This is a genomic window from Pseudoalteromonas sp. SANK 73390 (genome assembly GCF_054966645.1).
In genome coordinates, this window is record NZ_ARPN01000076.1 from 1 (window position 1) to 22,733 (window position 22,733).

The 22,733-nt window shown below is 42.2% G+C and carries 35 protein-coding genes and 1 other RNA gene; 5 read left to right on the forward strand and 31 right to left on the reverse strand.

Features of this window, described 5'->3' with window-relative positions; all coding sequences use genetic code 11:
• Nucleotides 1-37: 37 nt before the first annotated feature.
• The 4 genes from gap to SANK73390_RS09955 form a co-directional block, all read right to left on the reverse strand.
• A complete protein-coding gene (gene gap / locus SANK73390_RS09940) occupies nucleotides 38-1,042 on the reverse strand; it encodes a type I glyceraldehyde-3-phosphate dehydrogenase (protein WP_462765880.1) in 1,005 nt (334 codons plus the stop codon).
• Between the two features lie 17 nt (nucleotides 1,043-1,059).
• Nucleotides 1,060-1,680: a bifunctional 4-hydroxy-2-oxoglutarate aldolase/2-dehydro-3-deoxy-phosphogluconate aldolase gene (gene eda, locus SANK73390_RS09945; RefSeq protein ID WP_462765882.1), complete on the reverse strand. Its 621-nt coding sequence runs from the start codon at nucleotides 1,678-1,680 to the stop codon at nucleotides 1,060-1,062.
• Between the two features lie 26 nt (nucleotides 1,681-1,706).
• Nucleotides 1,707-3,560: a phosphogluconate dehydratase gene (edd, locus tag SANK73390_RS09950; protein WP_462765884.1), complete on the reverse strand. Its 1,854-nt coding sequence runs from the start codon at nucleotides 3,558-3,560 to the stop codon at nucleotides 1,707-1,709.
• A gap of 370 nt (nucleotides 3,561-3,930) precedes the next feature.
• Nucleotides 3,931-5,562, reverse strand: a complete 1,632-nt coding sequence (locus SANK73390_RS09955) for a DUF342 domain-containing protein (protein WP_462765886.1) — start codon at nucleotides 5,560-5,562, stop codon at nucleotides 3,931-3,933.
• Between the two features lie 248 nt (nucleotides 5,563-5,810).
• Between SANK73390_RS09955 and ssrA the strand changes: the two genes are divergently transcribed.
• Nucleotides 5,811-6,167: a transfer-messenger RNA gene (gene ssrA / locus SANK73390_RS09960) on the forward strand.
• 128 nt (nucleotides 6,168-6,295) lie between these two features.
• Here ssrA and SANK73390_RS09965 read toward each other — a convergent pair.
• From SANK73390_RS09965 to SANK73390_RS10030, 14 genes are all read right to left on the reverse strand, one after another.
• Nucleotides 6,296-6,481 (reverse strand): hypothetical protein, encoded by a 186-nt coding sequence (locus SANK73390_RS09965; protein WP_462765888.1) that lies wholly within the window; start codon nucleotides 6,479-6,481, stop codon nucleotides 6,296-6,298.
• Between the two features lie 35 nt (nucleotides 6,482-6,516).
• The gene (locus tag SANK73390_RS09970; protein ID WP_462765890.1) at nucleotides 6,517-6,882 is read right to left on the reverse strand and encodes a hypothetical protein; all 366 of its coding nucleotides are present in this window, start codon (nucleotides 6,880-6,882) and stop codon (nucleotides 6,517-6,519) included.
• 87 nt (nucleotides 6,883-6,969) lie between these two features.
• A complete protein-coding gene (locus SANK73390_RS09975) occupies nucleotides 6,970-7,407 on the reverse strand; it encodes a hypothetical protein (protein WP_462765892.1) in 438 nt (145 codons plus the stop codon).
• Nucleotides 7,408-7,469: 62 nt separating this feature from the next.
• Complete coding sequence (locus tag SANK73390_RS09980) at nucleotides 7,470-7,736, reverse strand: hypothetical protein (protein WP_462765894.1); 267 nt, start codon at nucleotides 7,734-7,736, stop codon at nucleotides 7,470-7,472.
• 2 nt (nucleotides 7,737-7,738) lie between these two features.
• Nucleotides 7,739-8,614 (reverse strand): hypothetical protein, encoded by an 876-nt coding sequence (locus SANK73390_RS09985; protein ID WP_462765896.1) that lies wholly within the window; start codon nucleotides 8,612-8,614, stop codon nucleotides 7,739-7,741.
• Nucleotides 8,611-8,934 carry a hypothetical protein gene (locus SANK73390_RS09990; protein ID WP_462765898.1) on the reverse strand — a complete coding sequence of 108 codons (324 nt, stop codon included), beginning with the start codon at nucleotides 8,932-8,934 and terminating at the stop codon, nucleotides 8,611-8,613. The genes SANK73390_RS09985 and SANK73390_RS09990 overlap by 4 nt, the downstream gene beginning before the upstream one ends.
• Complete coding sequence (locus SANK73390_RS09995) at nucleotides 8,931-9,527, reverse strand: hypothetical protein (protein WP_462765900.1); 597 nt, start codon at nucleotides 9,525-9,527, stop codon at nucleotides 8,931-8,933. Before SANK73390_RS09995 ends, SANK73390_RS09990 begins: the two co-directional genes overlap by 4 nt.
• Nucleotides 9,528-9,529: 2 nt before the next feature.
• Nucleotides 9,530-10,462, reverse strand: a complete 933-nt coding sequence (locus tag SANK73390_RS10000) for a hypothetical protein (RefSeq protein ID WP_462765902.1) — start codon at nucleotides 10,460-10,462, stop codon at nucleotides 9,530-9,532.
• Nucleotides 10,452-10,826: a hypothetical protein gene (locus tag SANK73390_RS10005; RefSeq protein ID WP_462765904.1), complete on the reverse strand. Its 375-nt coding sequence runs from the start codon at nucleotides 10,824-10,826 to the stop codon at nucleotides 10,452-10,454. The genes SANK73390_RS10000 and SANK73390_RS10005 overlap by 11 nt, the downstream gene beginning before the upstream one ends.
• The gene (locus SANK73390_RS10010) at nucleotides 10,813-11,007 is read right to left on the reverse strand and encodes a hypothetical protein (RefSeq protein WP_462765906.1); all 195 of its coding nucleotides are present in this window, start codon (nucleotides 11,005-11,007) and stop codon (nucleotides 10,813-10,815) included. The genes SANK73390_RS10005 and SANK73390_RS10010 overlap by 14 nt, the downstream gene beginning before the upstream one ends.
• A gap of 2 nt (nucleotides 11,008-11,009) precedes the next feature.
• Nucleotides 11,010-11,156, reverse strand: a complete 147-nt coding sequence (locus SANK73390_RS10015) for a hypothetical protein (RefSeq protein ID WP_462765908.1) — start codon at nucleotides 11,154-11,156, stop codon at nucleotides 11,010-11,012.
• A gap of 1 nt (nucleotide 11,157) precedes the next feature.
• Complete coding sequence (locus SANK73390_RS10020; protein WP_462765910.1) at nucleotides 11,158-11,463, reverse strand: hypothetical protein; 306 nt, start codon at nucleotides 11,461-11,463, stop codon at nucleotides 11,158-11,160.
• A complete protein-coding gene (locus SANK73390_RS10025; protein WP_462765912.1) occupies nucleotides 11,463-12,305 on the reverse strand; it encodes a major capsid protein P2 in 843 nt (280 codons plus the stop codon). Before SANK73390_RS10025 ends, SANK73390_RS10020 begins: the two co-directional genes overlap by 1 nt.
• Nucleotides 12,306-12,494: 189 nt before the next feature.
• Nucleotides 12,495-12,653, reverse strand: coding sequence for a hypothetical protein (locus SANK73390_RS10030; RefSeq protein WP_462765914.1), 159 nt, complete (start codon nucleotides 12,651-12,653; stop codon nucleotides 12,495-12,497).
• A 124-nt stretch (nucleotides 12,654-12,777) separates the two neighbouring features.
• Between SANK73390_RS10030 and SANK73390_RS10035 the strand changes: the two genes are divergently transcribed.
• Nucleotides 12,778-13,515 (forward strand): hypothetical protein, encoded by a 738-nt coding sequence (locus SANK73390_RS10035; protein ID WP_462765916.1) that lies wholly within the window; start codon nucleotides 12,778-12,780, stop codon nucleotides 13,513-13,515.
• Between the two features lie 7 nt (nucleotides 13,516-13,522).
• On the opposite strand, the gene SANK73390_RS10040 is transcribed toward SANK73390_RS10035, so the two are convergent.
• The 9 genes from SANK73390_RS10040 to SANK73390_RS10080 are packed head-to-tail and all read right to left on the reverse strand — an operon-like array spanning nucleotide 13,523 to nucleotide 18,811.
• Nucleotides 13,523-14,194: a hypothetical protein gene (locus tag SANK73390_RS10040; protein WP_462765918.1), complete on the reverse strand. Its 672-nt coding sequence runs from the start codon at nucleotides 14,192-14,194 to the stop codon at nucleotides 13,523-13,525.
• Complete coding sequence (locus tag SANK73390_RS10045; protein WP_462765920.1) at nucleotides 14,181-14,732, reverse strand: hypothetical protein; 552 nt, start codon at nucleotides 14,730-14,732, stop codon at nucleotides 14,181-14,183. Before SANK73390_RS10045 ends, SANK73390_RS10040 begins: the two co-directional genes overlap by 14 nt.
• A gap of 23 nt (nucleotides 14,733-14,755) precedes the next feature.
• Nucleotides 14,756-15,286: a hypothetical protein gene (locus tag SANK73390_RS10050; RefSeq protein ID WP_462765922.1), complete on the reverse strand. Its 531-nt coding sequence runs from the start codon at nucleotides 15,284-15,286 to the stop codon at nucleotides 14,756-14,758.
• The gene (locus SANK73390_RS10055; protein WP_462765924.1) at nucleotides 15,283-15,543 is read right to left on the reverse strand and encodes a hypothetical protein; all 261 of its coding nucleotides are present in this window, start codon (nucleotides 15,541-15,543) and stop codon (nucleotides 15,283-15,285) included. The genes SANK73390_RS10050 and SANK73390_RS10055 overlap by 4 nt, the downstream gene beginning before the upstream one ends.
• Complete coding sequence (locus SANK73390_RS10060; protein WP_462765926.1) at nucleotides 15,534-17,681, reverse strand: hypothetical protein; 2,148 nt, start codon at nucleotides 17,679-17,681, stop codon at nucleotides 15,534-15,536. Before SANK73390_RS10060 ends, SANK73390_RS10055 begins: the two co-directional genes overlap by 10 nt.
• A gap of 2 nt (nucleotides 17,682-17,683) precedes the next feature.
• Entirely contained in the window at nucleotides 17,684-18,082 is a 399-nt protein-coding gene (locus SANK73390_RS10065; RefSeq protein WP_462765928.1) for a hypothetical protein, read from the reverse strand.
• Nucleotides 18,079-18,279: a hypothetical protein gene (locus tag SANK73390_RS10070; protein WP_462765929.1), complete on the reverse strand. Its 201-nt coding sequence runs from the start codon at nucleotides 18,277-18,279 to the stop codon at nucleotides 18,079-18,081. Before SANK73390_RS10070 ends, SANK73390_RS10065 begins: the two co-directional genes overlap by 4 nt.
• Nucleotides 18,276-18,482 carry a hypothetical protein gene (locus SANK73390_RS10075; protein ID WP_462765930.1) on the reverse strand — a complete coding sequence of 69 codons (207 nt, stop codon included), beginning with the start codon at nucleotides 18,480-18,482 and terminating at the stop codon, nucleotides 18,276-18,278. Before SANK73390_RS10075 ends, SANK73390_RS10070 begins: the two co-directional genes overlap by 4 nt.
• Nucleotides 18,479-18,811 (reverse strand): hypothetical protein, encoded by a 333-nt coding sequence (locus SANK73390_RS10080; RefSeq protein WP_462765931.1) that lies wholly within the window; start codon nucleotides 18,809-18,811, stop codon nucleotides 18,479-18,481. The genes SANK73390_RS10075 and SANK73390_RS10080 overlap by 4 nt, the downstream gene beginning before the upstream one ends.
• A 142-nt stretch (nucleotides 18,812-18,953) precedes the next feature.
• Here SANK73390_RS10080 and SANK73390_RS10085 point away from each other — a divergent pair, with 142 nt between their 5' ends.
• Entirely contained in the window at nucleotides 18,954-19,403 is a 450-nt protein-coding gene (locus SANK73390_RS10085) for a helix-turn-helix domain-containing protein (protein ID WP_462765932.1), read from the forward strand.
• A gap of 10 nt (nucleotides 19,404-19,413) precedes the next feature.
• Here the strand turns inward: SANK73390_RS10085 and SANK73390_RS10090 are convergent, their stop codons facing one another.
• The 3 genes from SANK73390_RS10090 to SANK73390_RS10100 form a co-directional block, all read right to left on the reverse strand.
• Nucleotides 19,414-19,536, reverse strand: coding sequence for a bacteriocin (locus SANK73390_RS10090; RefSeq protein WP_462765933.1), 123 nt, complete (start codon nucleotides 19,534-19,536; stop codon nucleotides 19,414-19,416).
• Nucleotides 19,537-19,548: 12 nt separating this feature from the next.
• Entirely contained in the window at nucleotides 19,549-19,815 is a 267-nt protein-coding gene (locus SANK73390_RS10095) for a hypothetical protein (protein ID WP_462765934.1), read from the reverse strand.
• A 482-nt stretch (nucleotides 19,816-20,297) separates the two neighbouring features.
• Nucleotides 20,298-20,429: a hypothetical protein gene (locus SANK73390_RS10100; protein WP_462765935.1), complete on the reverse strand. Its 132-nt coding sequence runs from the start codon at nucleotides 20,427-20,429 to the stop codon at nucleotides 20,298-20,300.
• 198 nt (nucleotides 20,430-20,627) lie between these two features.
• Here SANK73390_RS10100 and SANK73390_RS10105 point away from each other — a divergent pair, with 198 nt between their 5' ends.
• Nucleotides 20,628-20,858, forward strand: coding sequence for a hypothetical protein (locus tag SANK73390_RS10105; RefSeq protein ID WP_462765936.1), 231 nt, complete (start codon nucleotides 20,628-20,630; stop codon nucleotides 20,856-20,858).
• The gene (locus tag SANK73390_RS10110) at nucleotides 20,810-21,988 is read left to right on the forward strand and encodes a tyrosine-type recombinase/integrase (protein ID WP_462765937.1); all 1,179 of its coding nucleotides are present in this window, start codon (nucleotides 20,810-20,812) and stop codon (nucleotides 21,986-21,988) included. The genes SANK73390_RS10105 and SANK73390_RS10110 overlap by 49 nt, the downstream gene beginning before the upstream one ends.
• 14 nt (nucleotides 21,989-22,002) lie before the next feature.
• Here the strand turns inward: SANK73390_RS10110 and SANK73390_RS10115 are convergent, their stop codons facing one another.
• Nucleotides 22,003-22,533 (reverse strand): hypothetical protein, encoded by a 531-nt coding sequence (locus SANK73390_RS10115; protein WP_462765938.1) that lies wholly within the window; start codon nucleotides 22,531-22,533, stop codon nucleotides 22,003-22,005.
• Nucleotides 22,534-22,733: the final 200 nt, after the last annotated feature.

Below are 22,733 nucleotides of genomic sequence, written 5' to 3' on the forward strand. Positions count from 1 at the left end.
ATTAAGCGGCTTTTCACATAATGGGCGTTTTTAAAAATTACAAAAACTGACCCAATACTTTAACTTGGTCAATCATACGGTTTGAGAAACCCCACTCGTTATCGTACCAAGCCATTACTTTAACTAATTTACCATTTGCTTTAGTCTGCGCTGCATCAAATACCGATGACGCTGGGTTATGGTTAAAGTCGATAGATACAAGCGGTAATTCATTGTATTCAAGAATACCTGCCATTGCACCTTCAGCAGCTGCTTTAACTACTTGGTTAACTTCTTCAGTCGTGGTATCACGCTTAGCTATAAAGGTAAAATCAACCAGCGAAACGTTCACTGTTGGTACGCGTACGGCCATGCCATCCAACTTGCCAGCAAGCTCAGGCAATACTAACCCAACCGCTTTTGCAGCACCCGTTTTAGTTGGGATCATAGACTGAGTTGCACTGCGAGCACGATATAAGTCTTTGTGATAAACATCACACAGGTTTTGGTCATTAGTGTAAGCATGTATGGTAGTCATGCTACCTTGCTCAATACCAATTACATCATGCAATGCTTTTGCAACCGGTGCTAAGCAATTTGTGGTACAAGAAGCATTTGAAATAATGTGGCTTTGTGCAGTTAAAACTTCGCTGTTCACACCATGAACAACAGTTGCGTCCATATCTGTACCTGGTGCTGATACAATCACTTTTTTTGCACCCGCTTCAATGTGCTTTGCAGCTGTTTCTCGTGATGTAAAAATACCCGTACATTCAAGAACAATATCAACGTTTAACGCTTTCCATGGTAAATTTGCAGGGTCACGCTCTTGCGTTAAGGTCATTTCATCTTTGCCAACCACTAACGTATTATCATGCAAGCTAACCGTTTGATTAAAGCGTCCATGTACAGAATCAAACTGCGTTAGATGTGAGTTAACATGTGCTGGCGCTAAATCGTTAATTGCAACGATTTTAATTTGCTCATTTTGACCAGACTCATAAAGCGCTCGTAAAACATTGCGGCCAATACGGCCATAGCCATTAATTGCGACGTTGATCATGCTGCGATTCCCCTTGATTATTTAACTTCACTTGCTTGTTTTGCAAGCGCTTCAATGGCTTGCCAGTCTTTGTTAGCGATTAGCTGTTTATCTAACATCCAAGTGCCGCCAACACAAATTACATTATTTAACGCCAAATACTTCGGCGCACTTTCAAGCGTTATCCCCCCAGTCGGACAAAATGTGATATGCGGTAAAGGACCACCTATTGATTTGAGCATCGCTGCTCCACCTGCCGCTTCTGCTGGGAAAAACTTTAAAAATTTAAAACCATGCGCTGATAATTTCATTACTTCGCTAGGTGTTGCTGCACCCGGTAAAAATGGTATATCAGACTCTTTTGCCAGTGCCAGTAATTCATCGTTGACACCCGGGCTGACCATAAAATCAGCACCAGCAGCAACTGATGCTTCAAAAGTTGCTTTATCCACGACAGTGCCAGTACCAACATAAGCGCCTGGAACCGTCTCTTTCATGATTTTTACCGCTTGCGCTGCAACTGGAGTACGCAAAGTGATCTCTAATGCTTTTAAGCCACCATTGTACAAAGCTTGAGCTAATGGGGCTGCATCATCTAAGTTGTCAATGACGACCACAGGGACCACTGGTGCCGATGATAAAATCTTTTCTATGCTCATAACCTTCCTCATTCCCAATGCACTTATTATTCTTCTAGACCAAATGCACTTGCACCTAAGTCTGCACTACTCACTATATTTCTAAAACCAGTAAACAACTCACGTCCTGTACCAAATGTCATTTCAGGCTGCGTTAATTGTGCCTCGCGTTTAGCCAATTCTTCATCAGATACATGTACTTTTAATACGCCTGCTGGGGCATCTAAAGTGACTAAATCACCCTCTTGAATTTTGGCAATAACGCCACCTTCAACCGCCTCTGGTGCTAAATGAATAGCCGCAGGAACTTTACCAGATGCACCTGACATACGACCGTCGGTTACAATAGCCACTTTAAAGCCCTGATCCTGCAATGTTGCCATCACTGGAGTAAGCTTGTGCAGCTCTGGCATTCCCTTGGCTTTAGGGCCTTGTTCTTTTAATACTGCGATAAAATCTTGATTCAGTTCACCGTTTGCAAACGCTTCTTGTAAAGCACTTTGTGAACTGAATACTTTGGCTGGCGCACTCACTACACGATGCTGCTCTAATACTGCCGATACCTTAATAACCGCTTTGCCTAAATTACCAGTCAAAAGTTGCAAACCACCTTGCTTGCTAAACGGATTACTCACAGGACGTAACACTTCCTCATCAAGGGAGTGTTCAGGGCATGGTATCCATTTCACTTTGCTAGGACCTGAGCTATCGGTCATAATCACTTGCGCATCATCTGCCAAGACAGGCTCTTGGGTATAGGCATCTAGCCCTTCACCTACAATGGTTTTAACATCATTGTGCAAAAAGCCTGAATCTCTGAGCTCTCGCATCAAAAAGCCCATGCCACCGGCTGCTTGGAAGTGGTTAACATCTGCAGAACCATTAGGGTAAATACGAGTAAGCAATGGCACAACTTCTGATAAATCTGCCATATCTTTCCATGTGATTTGAACACCAGCAGCTTTTGCCATTGCAACTAAATGAATAGCATGGTTAGTCGAACCACCCGTTGACAATAAGCCAACTAAACCGTTAATAACCGTTTTCTCGCTCACCACTTCAGCCAAACAATTTGCATCTTTGCTTTGTATTAACTGCTTTAACATTTGCTCAACGGCATTGCCTGTTAGGCCGTCTCTTAACTCTGTATATGGGTTAATGAAAGAGCTACCTGGTAGATGCAAACCCATGATTTCCATCAACATTTGATTAGAATTAGCCGTACCATAGAAAGTACATGTACCGGCACTGTGATAAGAAGCGCTTTCTGCTTCTAACAGCTCTTCACGGCTTACTAAGCCTTGCGCAAACTTTTGACGTACGCGCGCTTTCTCTTTATTCGGTATACCCGATTGCATTGGTCCAGCAGGTAAGAAATAAACTGGTAAGTGGCCAAATGATAATGCACCAATTAATAACCCTGGGACAATTTTGTCACATACACCCAAGCAAAAAACGCCATCAAATACATCATGCGATAAGGCCACTGCCGTAGACATCGCAATAACATCACGTGAAAACAGCGATAACTCCATGCCATCACGGCCCTGTGTTACGCCATCACACATAGCAGGCACACCACCGGCCACTTGTGCTGTTGCATCATATTTTTGTGCGATTTGTTTTATTAAATCTGGAAATTCTTTATAAGGTACGTGGGCCGACAGCATGTCGTTATAAGAATTAATAATTGCTAAATTTGGCTGCTCATCTGCTTTTAGGCGCTCTTTGTCTGCACTTGAACATGCCGCCATTACGTGAGCTATGTTGCCACATCCAAGGCCAGCTCTAACACGCGTTTGTTTTTTTGCTTTTTCGATGCGGTCTAAATAGGCTTTACGTGTTCCTTGACTACGCTCAATAACACGTTCGGTGACTTTTTTAATTTGAGGATGCAACATATATTCGACTCATTCTCTATAGGTTTAGAGGAAAAAGGCTCAGCGCGATTAAAGACTCCACTCCAATACTTACACTGAGCACATTTTGATTTACCCGTTCAAAGGTACGCTGTCAGGTTGTCTCTCACCTCAACCTGACACCGGTGTCACTGCATTAACGCATGTTCATGACACCGGTGTCAACCTTTACTCTTAAATTTAGCTTAAAAAAACAAGATGACCAAATAATGAACAGGGATAAGTTTTTAGGTTTAGACGTGGTATAAAAGAGGTGTTTTGATAAAGTAGCTTTAATTTTAGACAGTTATAGGCCTATAACTGTAAGGGTAAGTTTACTCTTACCAAAATGATACTACTAAGTATTAATATTTTACTCTGTGGTGAATTGTTGAGTGATCTTGCCCTCGTCTAGCTTTACTGAATGAGGTGGGTAAATACGTGTGAATTGCTTAGAGTCTTTCGCTATCGTTACTTCAATACCGGGATGCATTAACTCATTCACCTTAACACGACAGGTATGTAATAAACGTGCCAGCTTTTGCTGTACTATTTTTAAATTATGCTGGTTACGCTTATAGTGCATATTAAGTTGCTTTTCACTTGCTTCAATTTTTTTCAAAAATGCATCACGCTGAGTAGACTGTGGTGATTTAGTCGCTTTCATTTTAGCTCTAGTCAGTTCTACAACTTTATCACTTAAGCGCTTTTCAAAACTTTTAAATTCTTGTTGTTTTTGCTTTAATTCATGAAAATTTTGCGCAATGGCAATGCGCGTACGCGTACCTGATGGAGCGCCTAGCTCTCCGGTTTCAATGCGCAGTGCATTAAGTACCTTGCCACCAATTAATTTACCCCGCGGATTATCACTTTTTCCGACACGAATTAAACGCCCTGCTGATAAATCACAATGCAGTGCTTGACGCTCTACAAATAAATCTTGTTCTGTTTCAATATGGCTATATTGGGCATAGCCCAAAGACACAGTACGTACCGCTTTAACGCTACATGAAAATGCATCGTTATCTGCTCGTTTTCGACCAATTGCACCTTGCAAAATAGTCACTGTTCCCGCACTTTCAATAAACGCACATTCAACAAAGCCAATTACTGTAACATCCCCTGTCGCTTTAATACGCATACCTTCTTTAACATCACCACTGACAATCACACTACCATCAAACTCAATGTGACCAGTACTGACACCCACATCGCCGTAGCACAATACATCATCTACACGCATGCCTCTGGGCACTGCCACTGGTACACCCTTCGCATCTGCGACTAGAATATTGGCATCATTTGGGTCGAGCTTAGTACCCTCAAGCACCTGCATCTCAAAATCACGACCAGGTTTTGGTTCTAATACGTCACCAAATACGGTGTACCCTGTTTCCCCTTTAGTTGGCGGAATACGTTTCATAAGCGGGGCACCAGGCTTAACGGTAATAATGGCGCCTAAATCGCGCATATCTACCTTACCACCTTCTTTGGCTTGCGGACTAAGCACCCTGTCCTGCGCTGTCATACACATGCGCACAAATTTAGCATCATTGCCATTTTTAGCACGTCTGCCATGTGCAACAATGGCACTATAAACCTCGCCAGCTGGCTGTTCAAATTGCTGCCCTAAGAACTGCTCTAACACCGCTTTGTTAATGCCGTGTTTTACACCTGCATCTTTTAATGCTTTTTGCGCTATGTCCATTGACACAATATTACCACCACGGGCAGTCACTATTGAGGCTGTTGCAATCATATTGTTTTCATCAACTTTGATAGAAATTTCACCGCTGATAGCCATAGCAATAACAAGCGCTTCGTTATCAGCATCTTTACTGGTAAACAATTTACCTATATTTGCATGGATAATTTCAAAGTCGGCATATTCAGATTGCTCAAGTAATTCAACTAACTGCGAAGCGCTAGCTGGAAAACCCGACTCTGCTGGATGAGACAGTAGGTATACTGCGCCCATATCTTTATCAAAACGAAACAACGACATCTTTTTAATTCCTACAAAAACAAATCCATTTTGTTATTGACAACGTGACGTCAACTATTTGAGCACAACGCTAGACAGATGTTAAGCACTATATCACCATACTAGCATACAAAATATAAACGATTGTAAATGCAGTTTGTACAATAATCGCCCAAGCAACTCATATATAAAAACTTTCTAAAAAAGGCGCTTGAGTAATTACCTACTAACACGCTATACTGGCGCCACTTCACTGAATAACATATTCAGGGGCTGATTAGGATTCGACGGGATTCATGAAGCCTAAGGTGCATGTCGAGGTGCGGCTGGCCTCGTAAAAAAGCCGTATTTAAAGTAATCGCAAACGACGATAACTACTCTCTAGCGGCTTAATAGCCCGCTAGCACTCCTCCAAGAAATGCTTATGGTTCTGGTTCTGGAGTGTCACCCTACATAAGATCGCTACGGAAACCCTGGCCGGGGTTGAAGGGCTAAAACTAAGCGGCCTCGCCTTTACTTATCGTGTTCGTCCGAGATTTAAAGGTTAACTAATAGACGATACTAAACATGTAGTACCGAAGGTAGACGCTTTCCGGACGGGGGTTCAAATCCCCCCAGCTCCACCACATAGCGACATTGAAACCCCATCAAAGCACTGTTTTGATGGGGTTTTTCTTTTCTCTGGTTTTGAATAGTGTGCTGATATTGTTGTAATAGGGGTATAAAATGTCCCCACTGTGCCCCGAGAATAGATTCACTTCCCGAGTTTGATTCGCAACTCTTTGAGTTCATTTTGCAGGGCTTCCAGCCATTCCTTTAGGCTTTCTTGCTGTGTTTTTAAATGAGTGATGCTTTGCTTGTTTGTCACTATAACAGTTGTGACCATAACCGCCTGTGCAAGCAGAAAAATAAAATCACGGAGATTTAGCGACATTTCCATTGCCTACTCCTTTCTTTTTGAAATTGTGAATAAACTCAGGGACCACATTTTTTTAATGATGCTATGCCCCATACACCGCCATTAATTGCAACCCATGTTTGAACTAGCCACGGCGGGACCGCCTCTAAATTGGTAAATATTTGGTTGCCGTGCGCGGGGCTAATCACTGTAATCAAAATTGGTGACGTAAACATGAAATAGCTGATAAAGCGCAAGACCTTATCTTTATCTTTTAGTGATGCCATTTCCCATTCGTGATTATAGTCCTTTTCACTTTGAGCAAGCCGCGCTTGGTTCTCAATAATAGCTAAGTCACGGCGGTGCACAGCCTGCTGCTTTTCACCACGATTTTTAAGCCACTGTGTTACTGGGGCAAATATTGCCCCTAGCCATTTAGTCATCGTCTAAAATCCCGTTGGTGCGTTTTTTAATTTGATACACAACGAACGCGCCGACCACAGCGCCGACTACTGTAGTAATCATCCATTTCATGCTAATGCAATGCCTCGCTCTATTTGCTCAATTGTGTACGCACCTTTCGCACCTTCTTTTTCAGCCATCCAATACATTAATTCTGGATAACGCTCCATCGGCACGGTGTCATCCCAAAAATTAGTAACGTTCGGGTGAATACCCAGCTTTTCACGAATGAACGCAATGTACGCAGGCGTGTCGTTCTCATTGTCAGGTGCCCAACGGCCAATAATACCCGCAACCGTATCTAAACCTCTGTGATTTCGATACGTCATCAATGTGCGATAACCAGCGCGAAAGCCATACTCTGGTGAGATAAATTCTTCAAACTCTGGGTCCCAATCTTCTGCGGCTTCCCCAACCCAATCATAATCAACACGATGGTCTTCTCGTAAGTTCATCGGATTGTTATTGCGAACGTTTCTGTTTTGTCTCTGCTTTTGCTGTGACATAAATAATATCCCTATTGTTGCTACCGCGATTCCTATCGCTATGAGCCTAGGCATTTGAATACCTAGGCGGGTTTTGGGTAACGCTGTTTGATTGCTGCTACAGCATCGCGCCATGCCTGTTCCGCGCCTGCTGTACCGTCATATTGCCATGCCATATAGAGTTGGTCTGATTCCACTTTATATGCAGACTCTCGCAATGTCATGATTTCATCTAGCGTGTATGTGATAGTAATATCATTAGCTGATGTCGCGCCGATAATTGCAGCTGCATCATTCAGTGACACAATCGAATGTAATGTTAGTTTGTGTTGCCCATATTCAATTTGCATTTTTAAAACTCCCGATTAATTAATGTGGGGCTATCACCCGCCGACTGAATTGAGTGGACATTCAGCATTGCAAAATACAACTCACACTCATCAGCATGGTCAATGTTGATTGATGCATAACCGCGAGTTATTGCCGCTTTCGTTACAATTTCGTCAATAAAATGCCACTCGCCTGCGCTCGGTACATTAATTTGCGAACCATCATCTAAATATGAAAAATCGAATGACAACGGGCCAGCTGCAACATATACAAACCCGCGTACACGTAATTTGCTGTGTTTCACTGCATCAGTGTTAAATACAACACTGTTGAAATATCTGTGGGCATCACCTGCAGGCTTATAAACTCGTAAAATATGACCGTCAGTAATACCGCCATAACCCCCTGATAGACCACCGCTTCTGACACGCGGCCCCATATTCCACTTTCCAAAATAAAACGGTACTGACTCTGTTGCGTCTGTGATAGATGCAGCAGTTGCGTTTACAGGCTGAGTTTCTGCATATGGCCCTTCAAAACCTCGGGTGTAAGGGTGAACAGCCTCAATAACAACACTGCCTGTACTACCCCACCCCGTAAGCGGAGAGCCATTAACATTGCGTAAAAACGCATTTTTGTTCAGCGGCATAGTCAGCAAGTCATTTTCAGTCATGCCGTTGTAACGCGATTTCAGTTCGACTAGTGTCGAATCATATTCAGCAACCTGCTCAGCATGATTTTGTGCATGTTGTACGTGTTGTGCATCATGCTCACTCTTGAACTCAGCCTGTTTAGTATCGTGTTCGTTCTGCATACGCGAGATTGCGCCGCCGCGTATGTCATCTAATAATTGATTGCTGGTGCTGACTAAATCAGCCATGTTTTGCAAATCACTCATTTCACATCGTCCTTAATTTGTTCGTTAATCTGTTCTAGTCGAACGGTTGATAGCTCGACTAGTGTTTCTGTTGCTGCATTTAAATCTGCGCCTAGTGTTATGTTCTGTGCTGCGTTTTGGCTCACGATGTTTGTCAGTACGTTATTATCACGCCACGTTTGTAGCTCGCGTGTTAGCAGTCCTGTGACTGCGGTTGCTAATGCTGTTTGACTGTTAGCAATACCATGCATGAGTGTCACCGCATCAGTTTGCGCGGGGTCAATCTGCATGAGTATTTGTGCAAGCACATCGGTATTCATTGGCTCAACTAAGTAGCTCATTGCAACACCTCAACTACACTCAGTTTTGCTGGCGCATCACCAGTGTTATATGCATATATTTCAGCGCCGTTTGTCAGCGACAACGTGCCATTTTTAACCACTGGAAGACCATTTATTAAACTGCAATCAGGGCCGCCAATGCGTACTGTTTCGCTGTTTGCGCTGGTGTTTTTGATTAACAACTCATGGCGTTGGCTGTTACTCACAACAATACGTTTTCGACTGTGCGGCTCTATAACCACATCATCTAGTGAATTTAACCCTGTTGCAGATACATTGACCGAGCGAACATTTAATGTATCTAGCACCCGAGCAACAGTGAGTGCATTGGTAATTTTTACGTTATTTGACGCAGTTGATGTTATGCGCAGGTTCGCAACTTCATATTCTATATGCAGTAATTCGTCACTTTCATTGATGAATGTAACCGATGAAACACTCTGCAAGTCGTACTGACGGCCAACTGCACCCACTACATCGGTAAATTCACTACACTCAATTGCAAATGTTTCAGATGCATTGATAATGGATAGCCAACGTGCTGCGGTACTGACCGAGCGAGCCGAGTTAGCTGCTATGGTTATTTTTGCCATCGCTACTTCTTCCCTGCTATCAGTGCTACGGCAACAACGGCTACCGTGATACCGAGCGCTACGCTAATATACTTAATCATGCTGCTAGCTGACTCTGCAACAAGGTCTTGACCTTGCAATGATGTTGATTTAGCAAGCGCCGCAACTCTATCAAGAGCCAATGAATTAGCTTTGATATTCTCGTTTTGCGACTTTGTTAAAAACTCAGTAACGTCTGACTGTGACCCCGTTAGATATTCAAGGTTTGTTGTATGTGCATCAGTCAAGTTTGCTGAAATATCAGCAAACATATCTTGATTACCCGTTAACACACCATTTGTGAGCTGGCTGATAGCTTGCAAACTATCAGCAGTTACACCAGACAAATGCTCAATACTAGACTCAGAAACACTACCAAGCGCCCCAGCATATTGCTCTGCTAGCTCTGCATTTAATCCCGCCATTTGTTGAATTGCATGTTCTGCCACACCGCTATTGGCTTCAATCGCAATATCAGCCGTGTCAAACGCACGGTTAATGGCACCGTTATCTAGAATATTGATAGTACCGCTGTTACCTGCGTACTCTCCCTCGTTATGTACTGAGTTGTCAGTGTTGAACGAGTCTTTATACTCTTGGCTTTGGTCGTATTCGTTAGTAACCGAATTATCGATATCTTGTTCAATCTCATTCGTTACTGAGTTATCAGTGTTGAACGAGTCTTTCCACTCTTGTGAATTGTCGATGTCTTGTTCGACAGAGTTATCAATATCATAGTCATAATCGTTACTGACTGAGTTATCTATGTCGTAGTCGTAATCATTGCGTACAGAGTTATCTATATCAGTACGACTGGCATCAACATTATTTGCGCCTGCAAACTCACCGTCATTAACAATGTGCGTAGAATTCTGACGAGTGGTTGTGCTTTGATTACTGCGAGATTTACCGCCCATCTAGCACCAACCTATATACGAATTCGTCATGTAAAATCCCTCTTCGTTTTTCAACCAGTTCAACTGGTAAATTGGCAAATCCGTGCCGAATATACTCAGGGTTACGCGTGTGCCACCGGATAGAACTGCAATGCACATTTCGTGCATATCTAATTAACGTTTCAACTGCACTTAAAAGGTTGCGCCCCGCGATTGCGACTATCACCAGCTCTTGCGCTTCCTTGCGCGTCACCACATACAATTGCCCTATTTGGTGAAGCTGTGATATTCCCTGTCTTATCTCGCGTTTAATTGTCCCTTTCGCTCCAAAAAGCGCGGGGCGCAGAACACGTAAAACTGAATCTGTTAATTCAACGCTTTGCACTTAACACCCAAATTACGGCTATTCCAATTGCTGCGTAAATGGCCCATTCAGGTATCCCCTTGTTGTAGCTCATGCCACCAAACTTTGTGTGATTGTTATAAACAGAATCACCATTACCTGATTTAGCATGACCGCCATTTATGGGCATCTGCCCAGTGTTAGTAAATGACTGAGGAAGCATCACTATTTCCCCATCATTAAGTACGCAACATATGCAGCACCAGCCAATGCAGCCAGCTTTACAACTGAGCGCATAAAGCCGCCCATTGAACTACCGACTAACAACCCTGTTGCACCTGCCAGCGCAGGCCAAATTAAAAATACGGGCATACTATTTCCTTAGTAGTAAGACCAATGCAATTGCAACCGCAACACCCCCAATAATCATGGTGCTTTGGCTAAACGGCATTTGCACAGCAGGTCGTGCAACCACAGTAGAGCCGTCTTTGTTACGCCCTTTGATTGGCTCAGCCTGTTTTAACACCTCTGGGTCTTTTGCTGCTTCTTGCTGATATGCAGTGCGCCCAACCCCTAACATGTCATCAATTCTGCTCAGTGTTGGGTCTACATACTCGTTATACCAACCCGACACACTCTCAAATCCATCTGATATGAACTCAGGTAGAAAGTTAGACATTACGCCCCCTTAGGAACGGGAAACGGCTTTACTTGGTCAAAACCTTGAACATAGGTTTTAATCGCGCCGTTGCTATCCACTTCAAACTCAAAATTAAGGCCCAGTGTTGGCATCGCATTTGCTGCACCAAACCCGAGTAACGTAAAATCAAGCAGTAAATAACCCTCTTTCGGCTTCACGCCTTTGTAACGTTGTAGCTGGTAATCAATGTCTTCACGGGTAAGCGTTTCAACAGTTCGGCCACCACGCTTAATACGCACTTTTGTGATTTTTACTTCAGATTCATCAAACACCATTTTTTGCACCCAGCGGTTGGGGCCTGTGTTTGGCATTGTCCACGAGTGCTCACCCGCAGCTGCTGAGTGCTGAGTTAACTCATATCGAGTAGGTTTAAAAATGCGGCCTAAATTATTGGTATCTGTTACAAACGCCTTACCCATAATAACTGGCGATGTTGGGTCACTAGCGCCTTTAGTGCCAACTTCAATTTTTAGGGTAACGTCATCGGTTAGTAACGTAACTAACTCAGACTGAAAAATACCGCCGTGAGTACGGTACTCAAACTGACTAAAATCTAATACAAAACGACCTGTTTTTTTGAATTTTTCATACATCGAATCTAACACGTCGAGCATTTTATTTGTGACCTGAACAACTGGCGTGCCGCCTATATCCAGCGTGATTTTCTTGATTGTTTCAACGTGCTTTAGGTTGGTTTCTAATTCAACCGTGTGATATGTCAAACCCGCCTGAAACTTGATTGTCCATTCTTCGTTGTAGTTGCTGCCCGTAGGTGACGGGAGTTGCAATACAGATGGCCTAAAATGTTTAATTACACTCATGATAAATTACCCAATCACATCTTCGACTGCATCAACGTTGTTTGATGCCCAAACGACTGCAGCTGCGATTACAGCCGCAATGCCTGCTGTTACTAGATGTTGTTTCATTGTCTTACTCATAATTTAAACGTCCCTGTTAATCGTTAATATCTACTACGTGAAACATTGCCCCAAATGCGGGGGTTACGGTTACGCTTGCGCCTCAGCGCTTTGCGCTGCTTTTTGGCTTGCAACCGTGGTGTTAATACTCGTGCTCTTCCGAACATGCGCGCGTCCTTTTGCTAGTTTGCATATAACAAATGCAACGACGGCAGAGCTTGCTGCAGTTACTAGATATATTTGATTCATTGTTCTGGCGTTCTCTCGTTACGTTGCGTTGTTGTTATTTAACGTAGAGAGGTAGTTCGGTTAGCGTCAATATTAAATTTTTGTTCTAACCTATTAGGTTAAAATACTGGTAAGGAAATTCATTTTGGAAAATAAAAGCGACTTTTTTACATCAAGGGAAAAGAAAAAATCCCCTTTCAGCTACATACTTTTTATAGTATTTTTTGGCACTCCGGTGTTTCTCTTTATCTACCAGTTCGGCTTTGGACTATTAGATAAAATTGATGACTGGGCAAAAGTGGGAACTTATTTTGGTGGCATATATACGCCAATATTAAGCTTCTGTACCCTCGGAGTGTTGGTTCTTCAGTTAAAAATGATGAAACGACAATCCTCAATTCAAGAGAAACAAACAGATATACAGAATGAACAGTTAAAACTGCAAACACACATACTAAAGCAAGAGCGAATCGATCATCTCATTGCGCAGGCTAAATCCTCAGCGCAACTTGTTTGTAGTGCTTTAAAAGAAAACATTCCCTCTTATGATGGGGAGATTCTTACAGAAAAAGCTCTAGAGGAAGCTCTAGAGGAAGCAATCAATGTATACCAATCTGACAAGAATGCATTTTTAGAAAATAAGGATATGTACATTGGCTCATTAGAGAGGTTTTGGTGTGCATGGGTCAATGTACACAAATACTTGAGGCAATTAGAACATGAAACAAATGATTATGATGAAGCTAAAAACCTCACAGACAATGCATGTTTGGAGGTAGCTACAGTAATTGGAAGTATTCGTCTATGCAGAGCCTTTGATTTATTCCTAAAAGCAATAGGGCACAAATTTTCAGAAAAACCAGCTTTTTTTTGGTCACAGTAAAGCCGCGCTAAGCGGCTTTTTTAAACACCAATTTACTTTTTACCACATTCCCCATACCCGGTGATTTGAAATAATACTCAAGCTTGTTGAGCGCTACAATATCACTAAGCGGCACGTCAATTTCTTTCGACATTCGCTTTGCATCATCCTGTGAGTGCTGGATACCTACCCATTTATAAGGGCATTGAGATGTGATTGTTTTACTCATTTCAACCACTCGCTGACCAATGCAATGCATAATAAACCCGTACTTGCGGCCAATTCTCATAAACCAACCAAACACCGTGTTATCACGCCCTACGGTCTCGGTCACTTCGGGGACTTCTTCACAAACAACGTGTAAACGCTTTTTATGTAAACCGTTGCCAAATCCTTTTACCGCATCTAAAAACTTTAGAAATAGGCTTCGCTCTTCAGGCACCGTTAACGCTATCTTGAAACCCTGATTTGTCGCTCGACCAGCCCTTAACGCTTTAAAGAAACTGGCGAACGTTGTGTACCGCCGAACAACTCGACCTTGCATCTGTTTGAATGACTTGTGAGGGTCCCAAAATACCACTTGGTCAGTCGGTTTAATGCGTCCCAACTTTTTAACCGCAGAGGTTTTGCCCCCGTCAGAGCCTGCTACGTAGAGCGTATTTTCATTTGACAGAGTGTCATTACCATTAATGGGCTGCATGTGGCTCGCCCTCTGGTTCTGCGTCCGATTTGGTCTGTAAATCTGCCGCTTTCAGTGCTTTGATTTGTTTCACAGCCCCGAACGTGAACGAGCCAAAAAACAGCGCGGCCATAACTTCGTCTTTGTAACTGCCAAACACTTCAAGTGCTGCGGGAGCGTATTTTTGAATAATCGGTTTTAACCGCTTCGCGCCTTGCTTCTTCTTGCCATCTGCAATGGTAAATTTTTCATGACCATGGTCTTGTAATAATGATTCAATCATGTCCATTGCATCGCCTGCTGCACCCTCTGCACCTTCTTCACTGATCAGCACATCTTTGACTTGACCAAGTGCAGCTTGTTGCATTTCCTCTGGCATTGCATCAATTGCGGCCATGGGGTCAAAGTCGAGTTCTTGTTCAGCATCAAAGTCTTTGAGCTCAGCGGCCATTGCCGCCGCAGATTGCTCGTTAATTTGTTCAATGTGTAGCTGTTCGTTTTGGTCTAATACCGCGTCATTGCTAGTTTTTGTTGATTCTGTGTTGATTGCGTCTGTCATTACTTTATCCTTGTTTAATTTAATTATCTTGCTAGTAAACCACCAATTAGCGCACCACAAACCGCACTAACCACGATAGCTAGGGGTTTGCGTGGCTCGTTGGCAGGTTCTATGTTTTGGTTGTTTACAGGTTTCGGATCTGTTTGTTTAGGTAGCTGCTCAATAACCTGCTTAACCTCATTTACTGGTTCTATCGGTTGCTCAACTACTGGCGTTGGTTTAACACGGTCTAAAACCGTATCACTATTGGTTTCTGCTTTGGTCAGCACCTCGGTTAACTCGGTTTGTTTAACCGTAGCTTTCTCAGCCTCAAATGCTTCCAACTCTTCAATATTTGGCTGCATATTTGCACGGATTTTTGTTTGGTACTCATCACCGCTACTCTGATCACATTTGCATTTATCACAAATTAAATAACGCAAATGCGCCTTTTTAGTGCCTTGAGGTTGGTGAACGGTTGCAATCTCCCCGCAGTGATGGCGAAACACACCTAACACAGGGTTTTTACTAGTACGTAGCGGTACAGTACCGCCATTTAAAGGGACTGTTTTCATTCGTGTGCCTCCAATTTATCTAAACGTGCTCTAACCTCAGTAAGCTGCACATTTAATTGCTCAACTTGCAGCTCTAGCTTGCTTTGCCGCGTTACCAGCGTAGTAATCGAATCAATTAGCCCGCCAATAACACCAAAACTTAAATTGACAGCTTGGTCTGCAAGCTGCACCTTTTCTTTCATATCCCAAGTGCCGAGTTCATCAGCCTTTTTCTTGAGCCCAACACATTTTTTAAAGTTATTTAAAATCAGGTCCATATTTCCCCCGTTGTTACTAATGAATGTGCATCAACATCGCATTCATGCGGGCTGACACGCTCGAATCTGCTATAGAAATTTGCTACCGACTGAATAGATTCATCCACCAAGGTTTGTGTTTTAATCAGCATTTCATTCACTGCGTTTTCTTCTTCTTTTTGCTGCTTTTGATGGGCTTTGTCATCATCAATGCCAAACACAGTACGTAAGCGCCAGCCGCGCACACCAATGGCCCAGTTAACAAACTCTAGGAACTTGGTGCCGTTTGAAAATTTGGCTACACCACCACGGGCAAAGTTACCGCTTAGGTCAGTTGCCATTGACTGCACTTTTTCAGTCATTGCAGCAATTTGGGATTCCATCTTTTTGAGTAGGTGATCGCGCTTTTCGGCTGGGTCTTTTTTGTTGACGGCTTTCATCTTTTCAGCAAAGCCAATCGTGGCTTTTAGATTTTTTTCAGCTTTTGCTTTTCTGAGTCGCTGCTTTTCTAAACCCTGCATATACTCTTGGATTAACCCGTACATATGCTGAGACTCATGCGTTGCGCAGTTCTCCCACCCCTCAGCACGCGCATATTTAGAAATGTTGTAACGATTCCCCCTGATTTCACCTTGAGAACCGTCACCGCCTTTGGTCATATAACCAAGCGCTTTTAGCAAATAAGACGCGGCTGCTGAAGCATTTTTGATACGCTGAATATTTACAAAACCTTGCCCCCATAAGCGTTCGATTCTTGCCGCCCATTCATGAAAAAAGTGCGGTTCAACATTCCATCTAAAGAGCAAATGAACGTGATAATTTTGATGCCCGACACATTCAACCTTTCCCCAAGAATACTGTTTTGTTTCTAGCTTTTTCTGAGGGGCTTCAGCCACCCAAAGATAGTCGAAAACAGGCTTTTTCTTGGGGTCTTGGATGCACTCAATTTTTTGCAATTCTTGATTGTGATTGGTGTAAGCCCTAAGTTCAGTTGATTCGATACACTCCACGACACCCCAAGAGTAAACACGTTCATTAGCATGAATAATCTGGTAATTGCTTTCGCCTCTTCCTCCAACGCTTGAGACTTTGCCCCATGGGTACATTCGGTCATCTCGCCCCACGGAATCGACTCTACCCCATTCATAAAGTTTACTTTTATTCGTATTCGATATCGTGCCACTGAATTTCATCCCTCTTTTATGGATTTTGCCTAATGAATCTAAGAAACGGCTTAACTCTTGCCCTATGGTCGAGCGCTCAAAAACAACCGCTGTATATGCCCCCGATGCGATAACTTCTTCATGAAGCAATTCACCTGTTTCACTGTAAACAGCTTCAAGCACACTGCCCGCTCTCCGCTTTGCAACTTTTCGATAGTGGTCGTTATCAATTCGATAGCGGGCATTATTATCAAGCGTCACCGTAACAAAGGCATTAAAGCCACCTTTAACCGCTTGCATATAGGTGCCAGATTCAATGATTTTCCCGCGCGCTCGGCTCGTTAGTTCGGTTGTTACCCGATCACCTGTGTTTGCGTCCGGTGCGCTACTGGTCGTTGTCATTTGAGTGCAAACGATTCGATAGCCATTGCACCAATTTCGAGTTTGGAAGTGAGCACGGTTGTTTTGGTAATGCGGCTTAACTATTTTCGGTTTTTCAATGGCTACTTTGGTGTTTTTCTCACGCTGAATTTTACCAACAACTGTTGATTCAAAATGGTTTTTGTCGGTTTCACCAACAAATATTGGCCTAACTTCACCCGTTTCTATGTCCAGACATTCACCGTCTTTGATTCCTAGCCACTCTGCGCGCTTCTCAGGGCTGAGTTTTAATGCAGCGCCAGTGTATAAACGCTCTAATTGCTGCGCTTTGTGGTGCTGTGCGGCCTCTCTCTTGGACATTTGAGGCTTTCTTAAATCGGATGTCGGACTTTTGCGCCTTATGACAAGCCTAGCTTTTTCCGCACCTTGTGCGGCCGCTTCGCGGTCAAAGTTGAGGTGTCTACATTTAGAAAAAGACTCGATATGCTCCTGCCACGTAATCGACTCTTGGATCACATTTTCGGGAACTGGCGGAATTGAATCACGAAAAAAAGCGCCGTCTTGGGCGCTTTGGATTGCTGCTTGAATATCAGCTTCGGAGATAAAAGCGGACATAATTAATATTCACTTCTGGTTATTTCTTCTGCGACTTTGAGCTTTTTCTTGATTTCAGATAGCTTTTTATTTTCTCTTTTAATAACACTGGCTATACCTTCTGAAACACCTTCTGAAATATCATCGTTTCTGTCCTGCTGCCTGTTTACACAATCAACTAACATCCGAACCTCAAATCCAAATAACTCCAGCATATATTTCCGCTCAGGCTCAAACGGGCCACGGTTTTGCAGTTTAACCTGCCGTTCCAACTCGCATACTAGAGACGCAAGTGTCTGAATAGTCATCTTTCGCCCAACCTGCCCCTGATAGCATTTGACGGCACTTAATTCAGCAATGCGGGATTCCGCCATTCTTTTGATAATTTCAACTTGGTGATTACACCTGATTATCACGCTCACTCGACCAACTCCACATAACAAACATTAACCGGTGCTGCGACCCAAGTCGGAGCATCTAAATTCATACGCTGGCGCGCTTCTTCATGCTGCTGAGTGATAATTTCAGCATGAGTAAAATCATTGGCATTGGGTGTGTTGCGGTTATTGCTGTATGCATGCATTAGCGCTGTATCGTTTACAAACTCGGCGCGACTCATATCACACCCCGCTTTGCTAAAATTCGAGCACTCTGCAACGCTGATAAATCGGTGTATTCAGTCAAAGGGCGCGCCACTGGCTCGGGTCGTTTCGCTACTTTTGGGAAAAACTTATCTTGTAGCGCTTTGATTTTTGCGTGCTGTTTTTCCCAGTGTGACTCATCGGTGATTGGGGTGACTGTTTCAACTATGTATTGGCTCATAATGCAGCCTCGCCACTTGTCAAAGCCTCTTTAACCTGAGCCAAAAAGACGCTAACGTCCTCCTGATCTGCACCTTTGGAGATTGTTAGTATTGGAGCCCCTGCTCTTATAGAAAAGCTTGAGCTTGGGCTTACGTTTGGATCAAAATCGAGCTTTGGAATAACACAAACTACGTATTCAATCCCAATCACGGATAATGCTTTTTGCAAGCTTGGCTCTTTTATTCTTCCAGCCTTACATGCATTAACCCAATCGCGCTTTAGTCCCGTTTGATAAACAATATCTAATGCTGGTTTACTATTAATAACCTGATCAAAAATAGAACTCATCTCAACCCCAAGTGTGAATATATTCAACATATGTAGAATATATAACACAAAAATAGAATCGTTCAATAGTTTTATTCATTTTTGGTGGATTATTTTTACAATTTAATGCTTAATATAGTAAACAACCTTTGAAGTTAGTGATATGAGCTCCAATACCACTGTAAAAAACAATATTTGTAACTTGATGGAATTAAACGGTTTAAACCCTTCAAGCCTCTCTAAAGTTGTGGAGTCGCTGGGTTATAAAATTACTCGCTCTTATATGTCTAAATTGACAGATCCAAAGGGCGAAGCATTGAATATTTCATTAGAAAAGCTAGATGCAATAGCAGAAGCATTCAATGTTACTCCAGCTCAACTGCTCAACCCAGTAAGCATTGACGCAGATGGTAAAGTAACAAAGTCAAATAGCACGTTTGATTTGAAGGCTCTTTCTGAAGCAATTTTACAAGTAAAAAGGACCGCTCAAGAGGTTGGTATAGATAGTATTGAGTTTGAATCTCAAGCAGTTCCGCTTGTATACGAAGCACTGCTAAGTGGTGAAACTGATAAATTGAATCTAGAAATAATTAAGCTTGCTAGAAAATACTAAAAAGGCTCCATTAAGCCTTTTTAGTGTCTAAGCCACCTCCACCTGTAGCAATCTTCACCATACGAGGGTCTAAACCACTCCCACCTGTCCCACCTTTAATTGTCTTTAACTGCTCTGATGACAACGTTTTCATAAAAACTCCTCTTTATTCAGTTTTATAATTATCAACTGGATTTCTACTGGCTTTCTTTAATATCAACTCTGCTTCAACATCAACACATATTAGCTTTGCAGCTCTTTCATGAGCAGACAAAGTATCATCTTTTTTAATAAACACTCGCTTTGAAATATTATCCATAGCCTCATCAACATACTCTCTTCTCACTCTAATACGCCTTATGCTATTAACCACTAGGCAAGCAGAAATAAAAACACATAAAACAAGAATAGTTAACGCAATTGATAGATCCATTTTTGTAACATCCTATAGCCAAGAACAAATAGCGGCATAAAGCAGCAAATCACAACCAAATTATTTAATGTCGGCATAGCACTTTTATATATTGTTGTGCTGTACTCCACATTGAAGAAATGTATATCAATCACGCGGAATGATTGCATCAAAATTTCAGTGAATGATAAAAATGTAAACGCCAATGCTTGCCTAAAATACACAAGCTCTCGTTTCATTAAAACATAAACAGTTAATGCTGCACTGCATGTAAGTCCCGACCAGATAACATATCGCCAAATAAATTCGGGGTCGTTTAACTTTATCTCACAATGGAAATAAATAGATATGAAATAAAAACATGCAACGATTGCTGAGAACCGCCCCCACTGCATATCCTTTAAAGTAAAGGCCACTCCGAGAGAAAGGAGAACGAACATAAAATGTATTTGATCAACAAGCCTTAAAAAGGAACTATCTACACACTCCACAATTCTACTCCACTAAGGCGGGCTAATAGCTCTATATTGATTTTGCACTATGTTAGCCTGTCGCTTTGGGTCACCATCGTCCCCTCCACCGCCACCAACGCCGCCTTTAACTAGTACAGCTATTTTAATATCAAGTTCTTTCATTTTACCACCATTAACATAACAAACAAAAAAGTAACACAACCATATCAAACAGGTCAATTTTTTGATAGTTGAGCCATCTTAAATTCACATCAAAATAAATGAATCATATTATTGACGCAATGTGTAATATAATACACACCAAGAAACATGCAAGCACTTTCCGTATCAATGCAAAACAAAACCAGTTAGGAGAATGTAATGTTAAACAAAGCAACAAATATCGGTACTTGGATACCTCAAGAGATATACCTACAAACATACGGTGAGGAAAAAACCACAATTGACGAACGAATAAAGCGAAAACACTGGGTTAAGGGCGTTCATTACAATGTACCTAAAGGCAGTAAAGGCAGATGGATTAACATAGAGGAAGTAAACAAATGGGCAGCGGGACAGACAAATACATCGGCGTATTTACACGCAAATTAAAAGCTGGTGAATGCCTGTATATTACGTTCTTTTATCAGGACGAACGCTGCCGTGAAGCTTTGCCAGGATTAAACCCTGAACTAAAAAGCGACTGGGATTTTGCGTTTGGCCTGAAAAAAGAAATTGAGCGCATGATCATGCTCGGGAAGTTTAATTATGGTGATTACTTCCCAAATTCCTCCAAGGCCAAAAAGTTTGCTGCAAAATCTACGGCCACGGTTTTAGATTACCTCAACGACTACGTGAAATATGCTAGAAAGCGCGGTTTAAGCGTTTCTACTATTGAGGGCTACCAAAAGGCAATTCGTGCATTATCGCCTTTGCACCATATCAAAGCCGCTAACCTCACCCCAGCCAATGTTAAGCAACTGGTAAAAGACTCCACTGTCTCGTTAAAAACCATGCGCAACCGCTTAAGCGTGTTAAATTCAGCAATGGATGAAGCCGTAGTTGACGGCGTATTACCACTAAACCCATGTACCTCAGTAAAGCCGCATCAGTATATGGATAAAGTCGAAAAGGTGTCTACTCGCGGCCAACATGAAGACGTAGACCCGTTTAAACCAAAAGAGATTGAAGTAATTTTAAATGCTTGCAGAAACCAGCCCGAACGTCATTTACTCACTGTATTGTTTTACACAGGTATTAGGCCATCAGAGGCAGCAGCATTGCAATGGATTGATGTTGACTTGATCAATGAAGAAATCAAAGTATGTGAGGCTGTGATTTGGGACTCCACAAATAAAAAGGCCATTACCAAAGGCACTAAGACATCATCAGGTAATCGCGTTATTGAACTGCCCCCACTGGCGCTTGAGGCACTCAAGTCACAAAAAGAAGTTACAGGACACAGCAAGTATGTGTTTATTGAACCACGCAGCAGAAAACAATTAACAGGTGCAGCACAACTGCGCAAAAATATTTGGATCCCCGTACTTAAAAAAAGTGGCGTTCGCTATCGCCACCCTTATCAAGCAAGACACACTTTCGCGACTATGTTAATTAGTGAGGGTTGTAATTTATGGTGGGTAGCTGACCAAATGGGCCATGATGGCCCCGAGATGTTATTTAGACATTATGGAAACTACATCAAAGAGCATGATTTAAAACAAACACGAAAAAGCCGCTAAAAGCGGTTTTTTTGTTATGTATAATCCAATGTATGTTTACTAGCGAAGATCCCTTGGCTAGATTTTATAAATAATATTTGTAGATAATTTGTACTCACCAATTTATCGCAGATAAGAGCAATCGTTACCACTATAAAAATGATGAGGCTTACTAGAAAAGATGAAATCGGTGAACGTTTAAAGTAAAGAGATATGCACGACAATATTATTTTAAAAAACTGTTCTTTTTGGCCCTCTGACATTTTATCTATGCTAACATTGACTCGATTTGCTGCAACCGTTTCAAATTCATCTAGGTAGCTAGGGGCGAACAGACCTTTAAGGGCTTTTATAAAAATCCGAGTGAATACAAAAGGTACCATTGCTAAATCGAACATAACAAAGACCTGCTGCTTAATCTTCTTAGGCACATCACTCGAACCTAAATAATCATCTACTTTAGATGCTAGCTTCTCTCGTTGAGAAAGCGCAAACCAAGTGACAGCCAAATGGTAAAGTGAACAAATTGCGATAAATATTGTGATGCTTTCTAAATCAAGTTTCATTTCTTGTTTCCTTACGTTGTGAAACTCTTTCAGCCCTTTTGAATAAGGCCTTCATTCTATATTGATGAACCATTATATGATTCCTTTCTTTAATTTTAAGTTCATACCTTTTGTTAAGAAAGTTCAAAATCAACTTTAAAAACATAAATAAAAAACAAGTATTACTGAGAAGCTAAGCTCTTTTGGTAATTCACTCACTA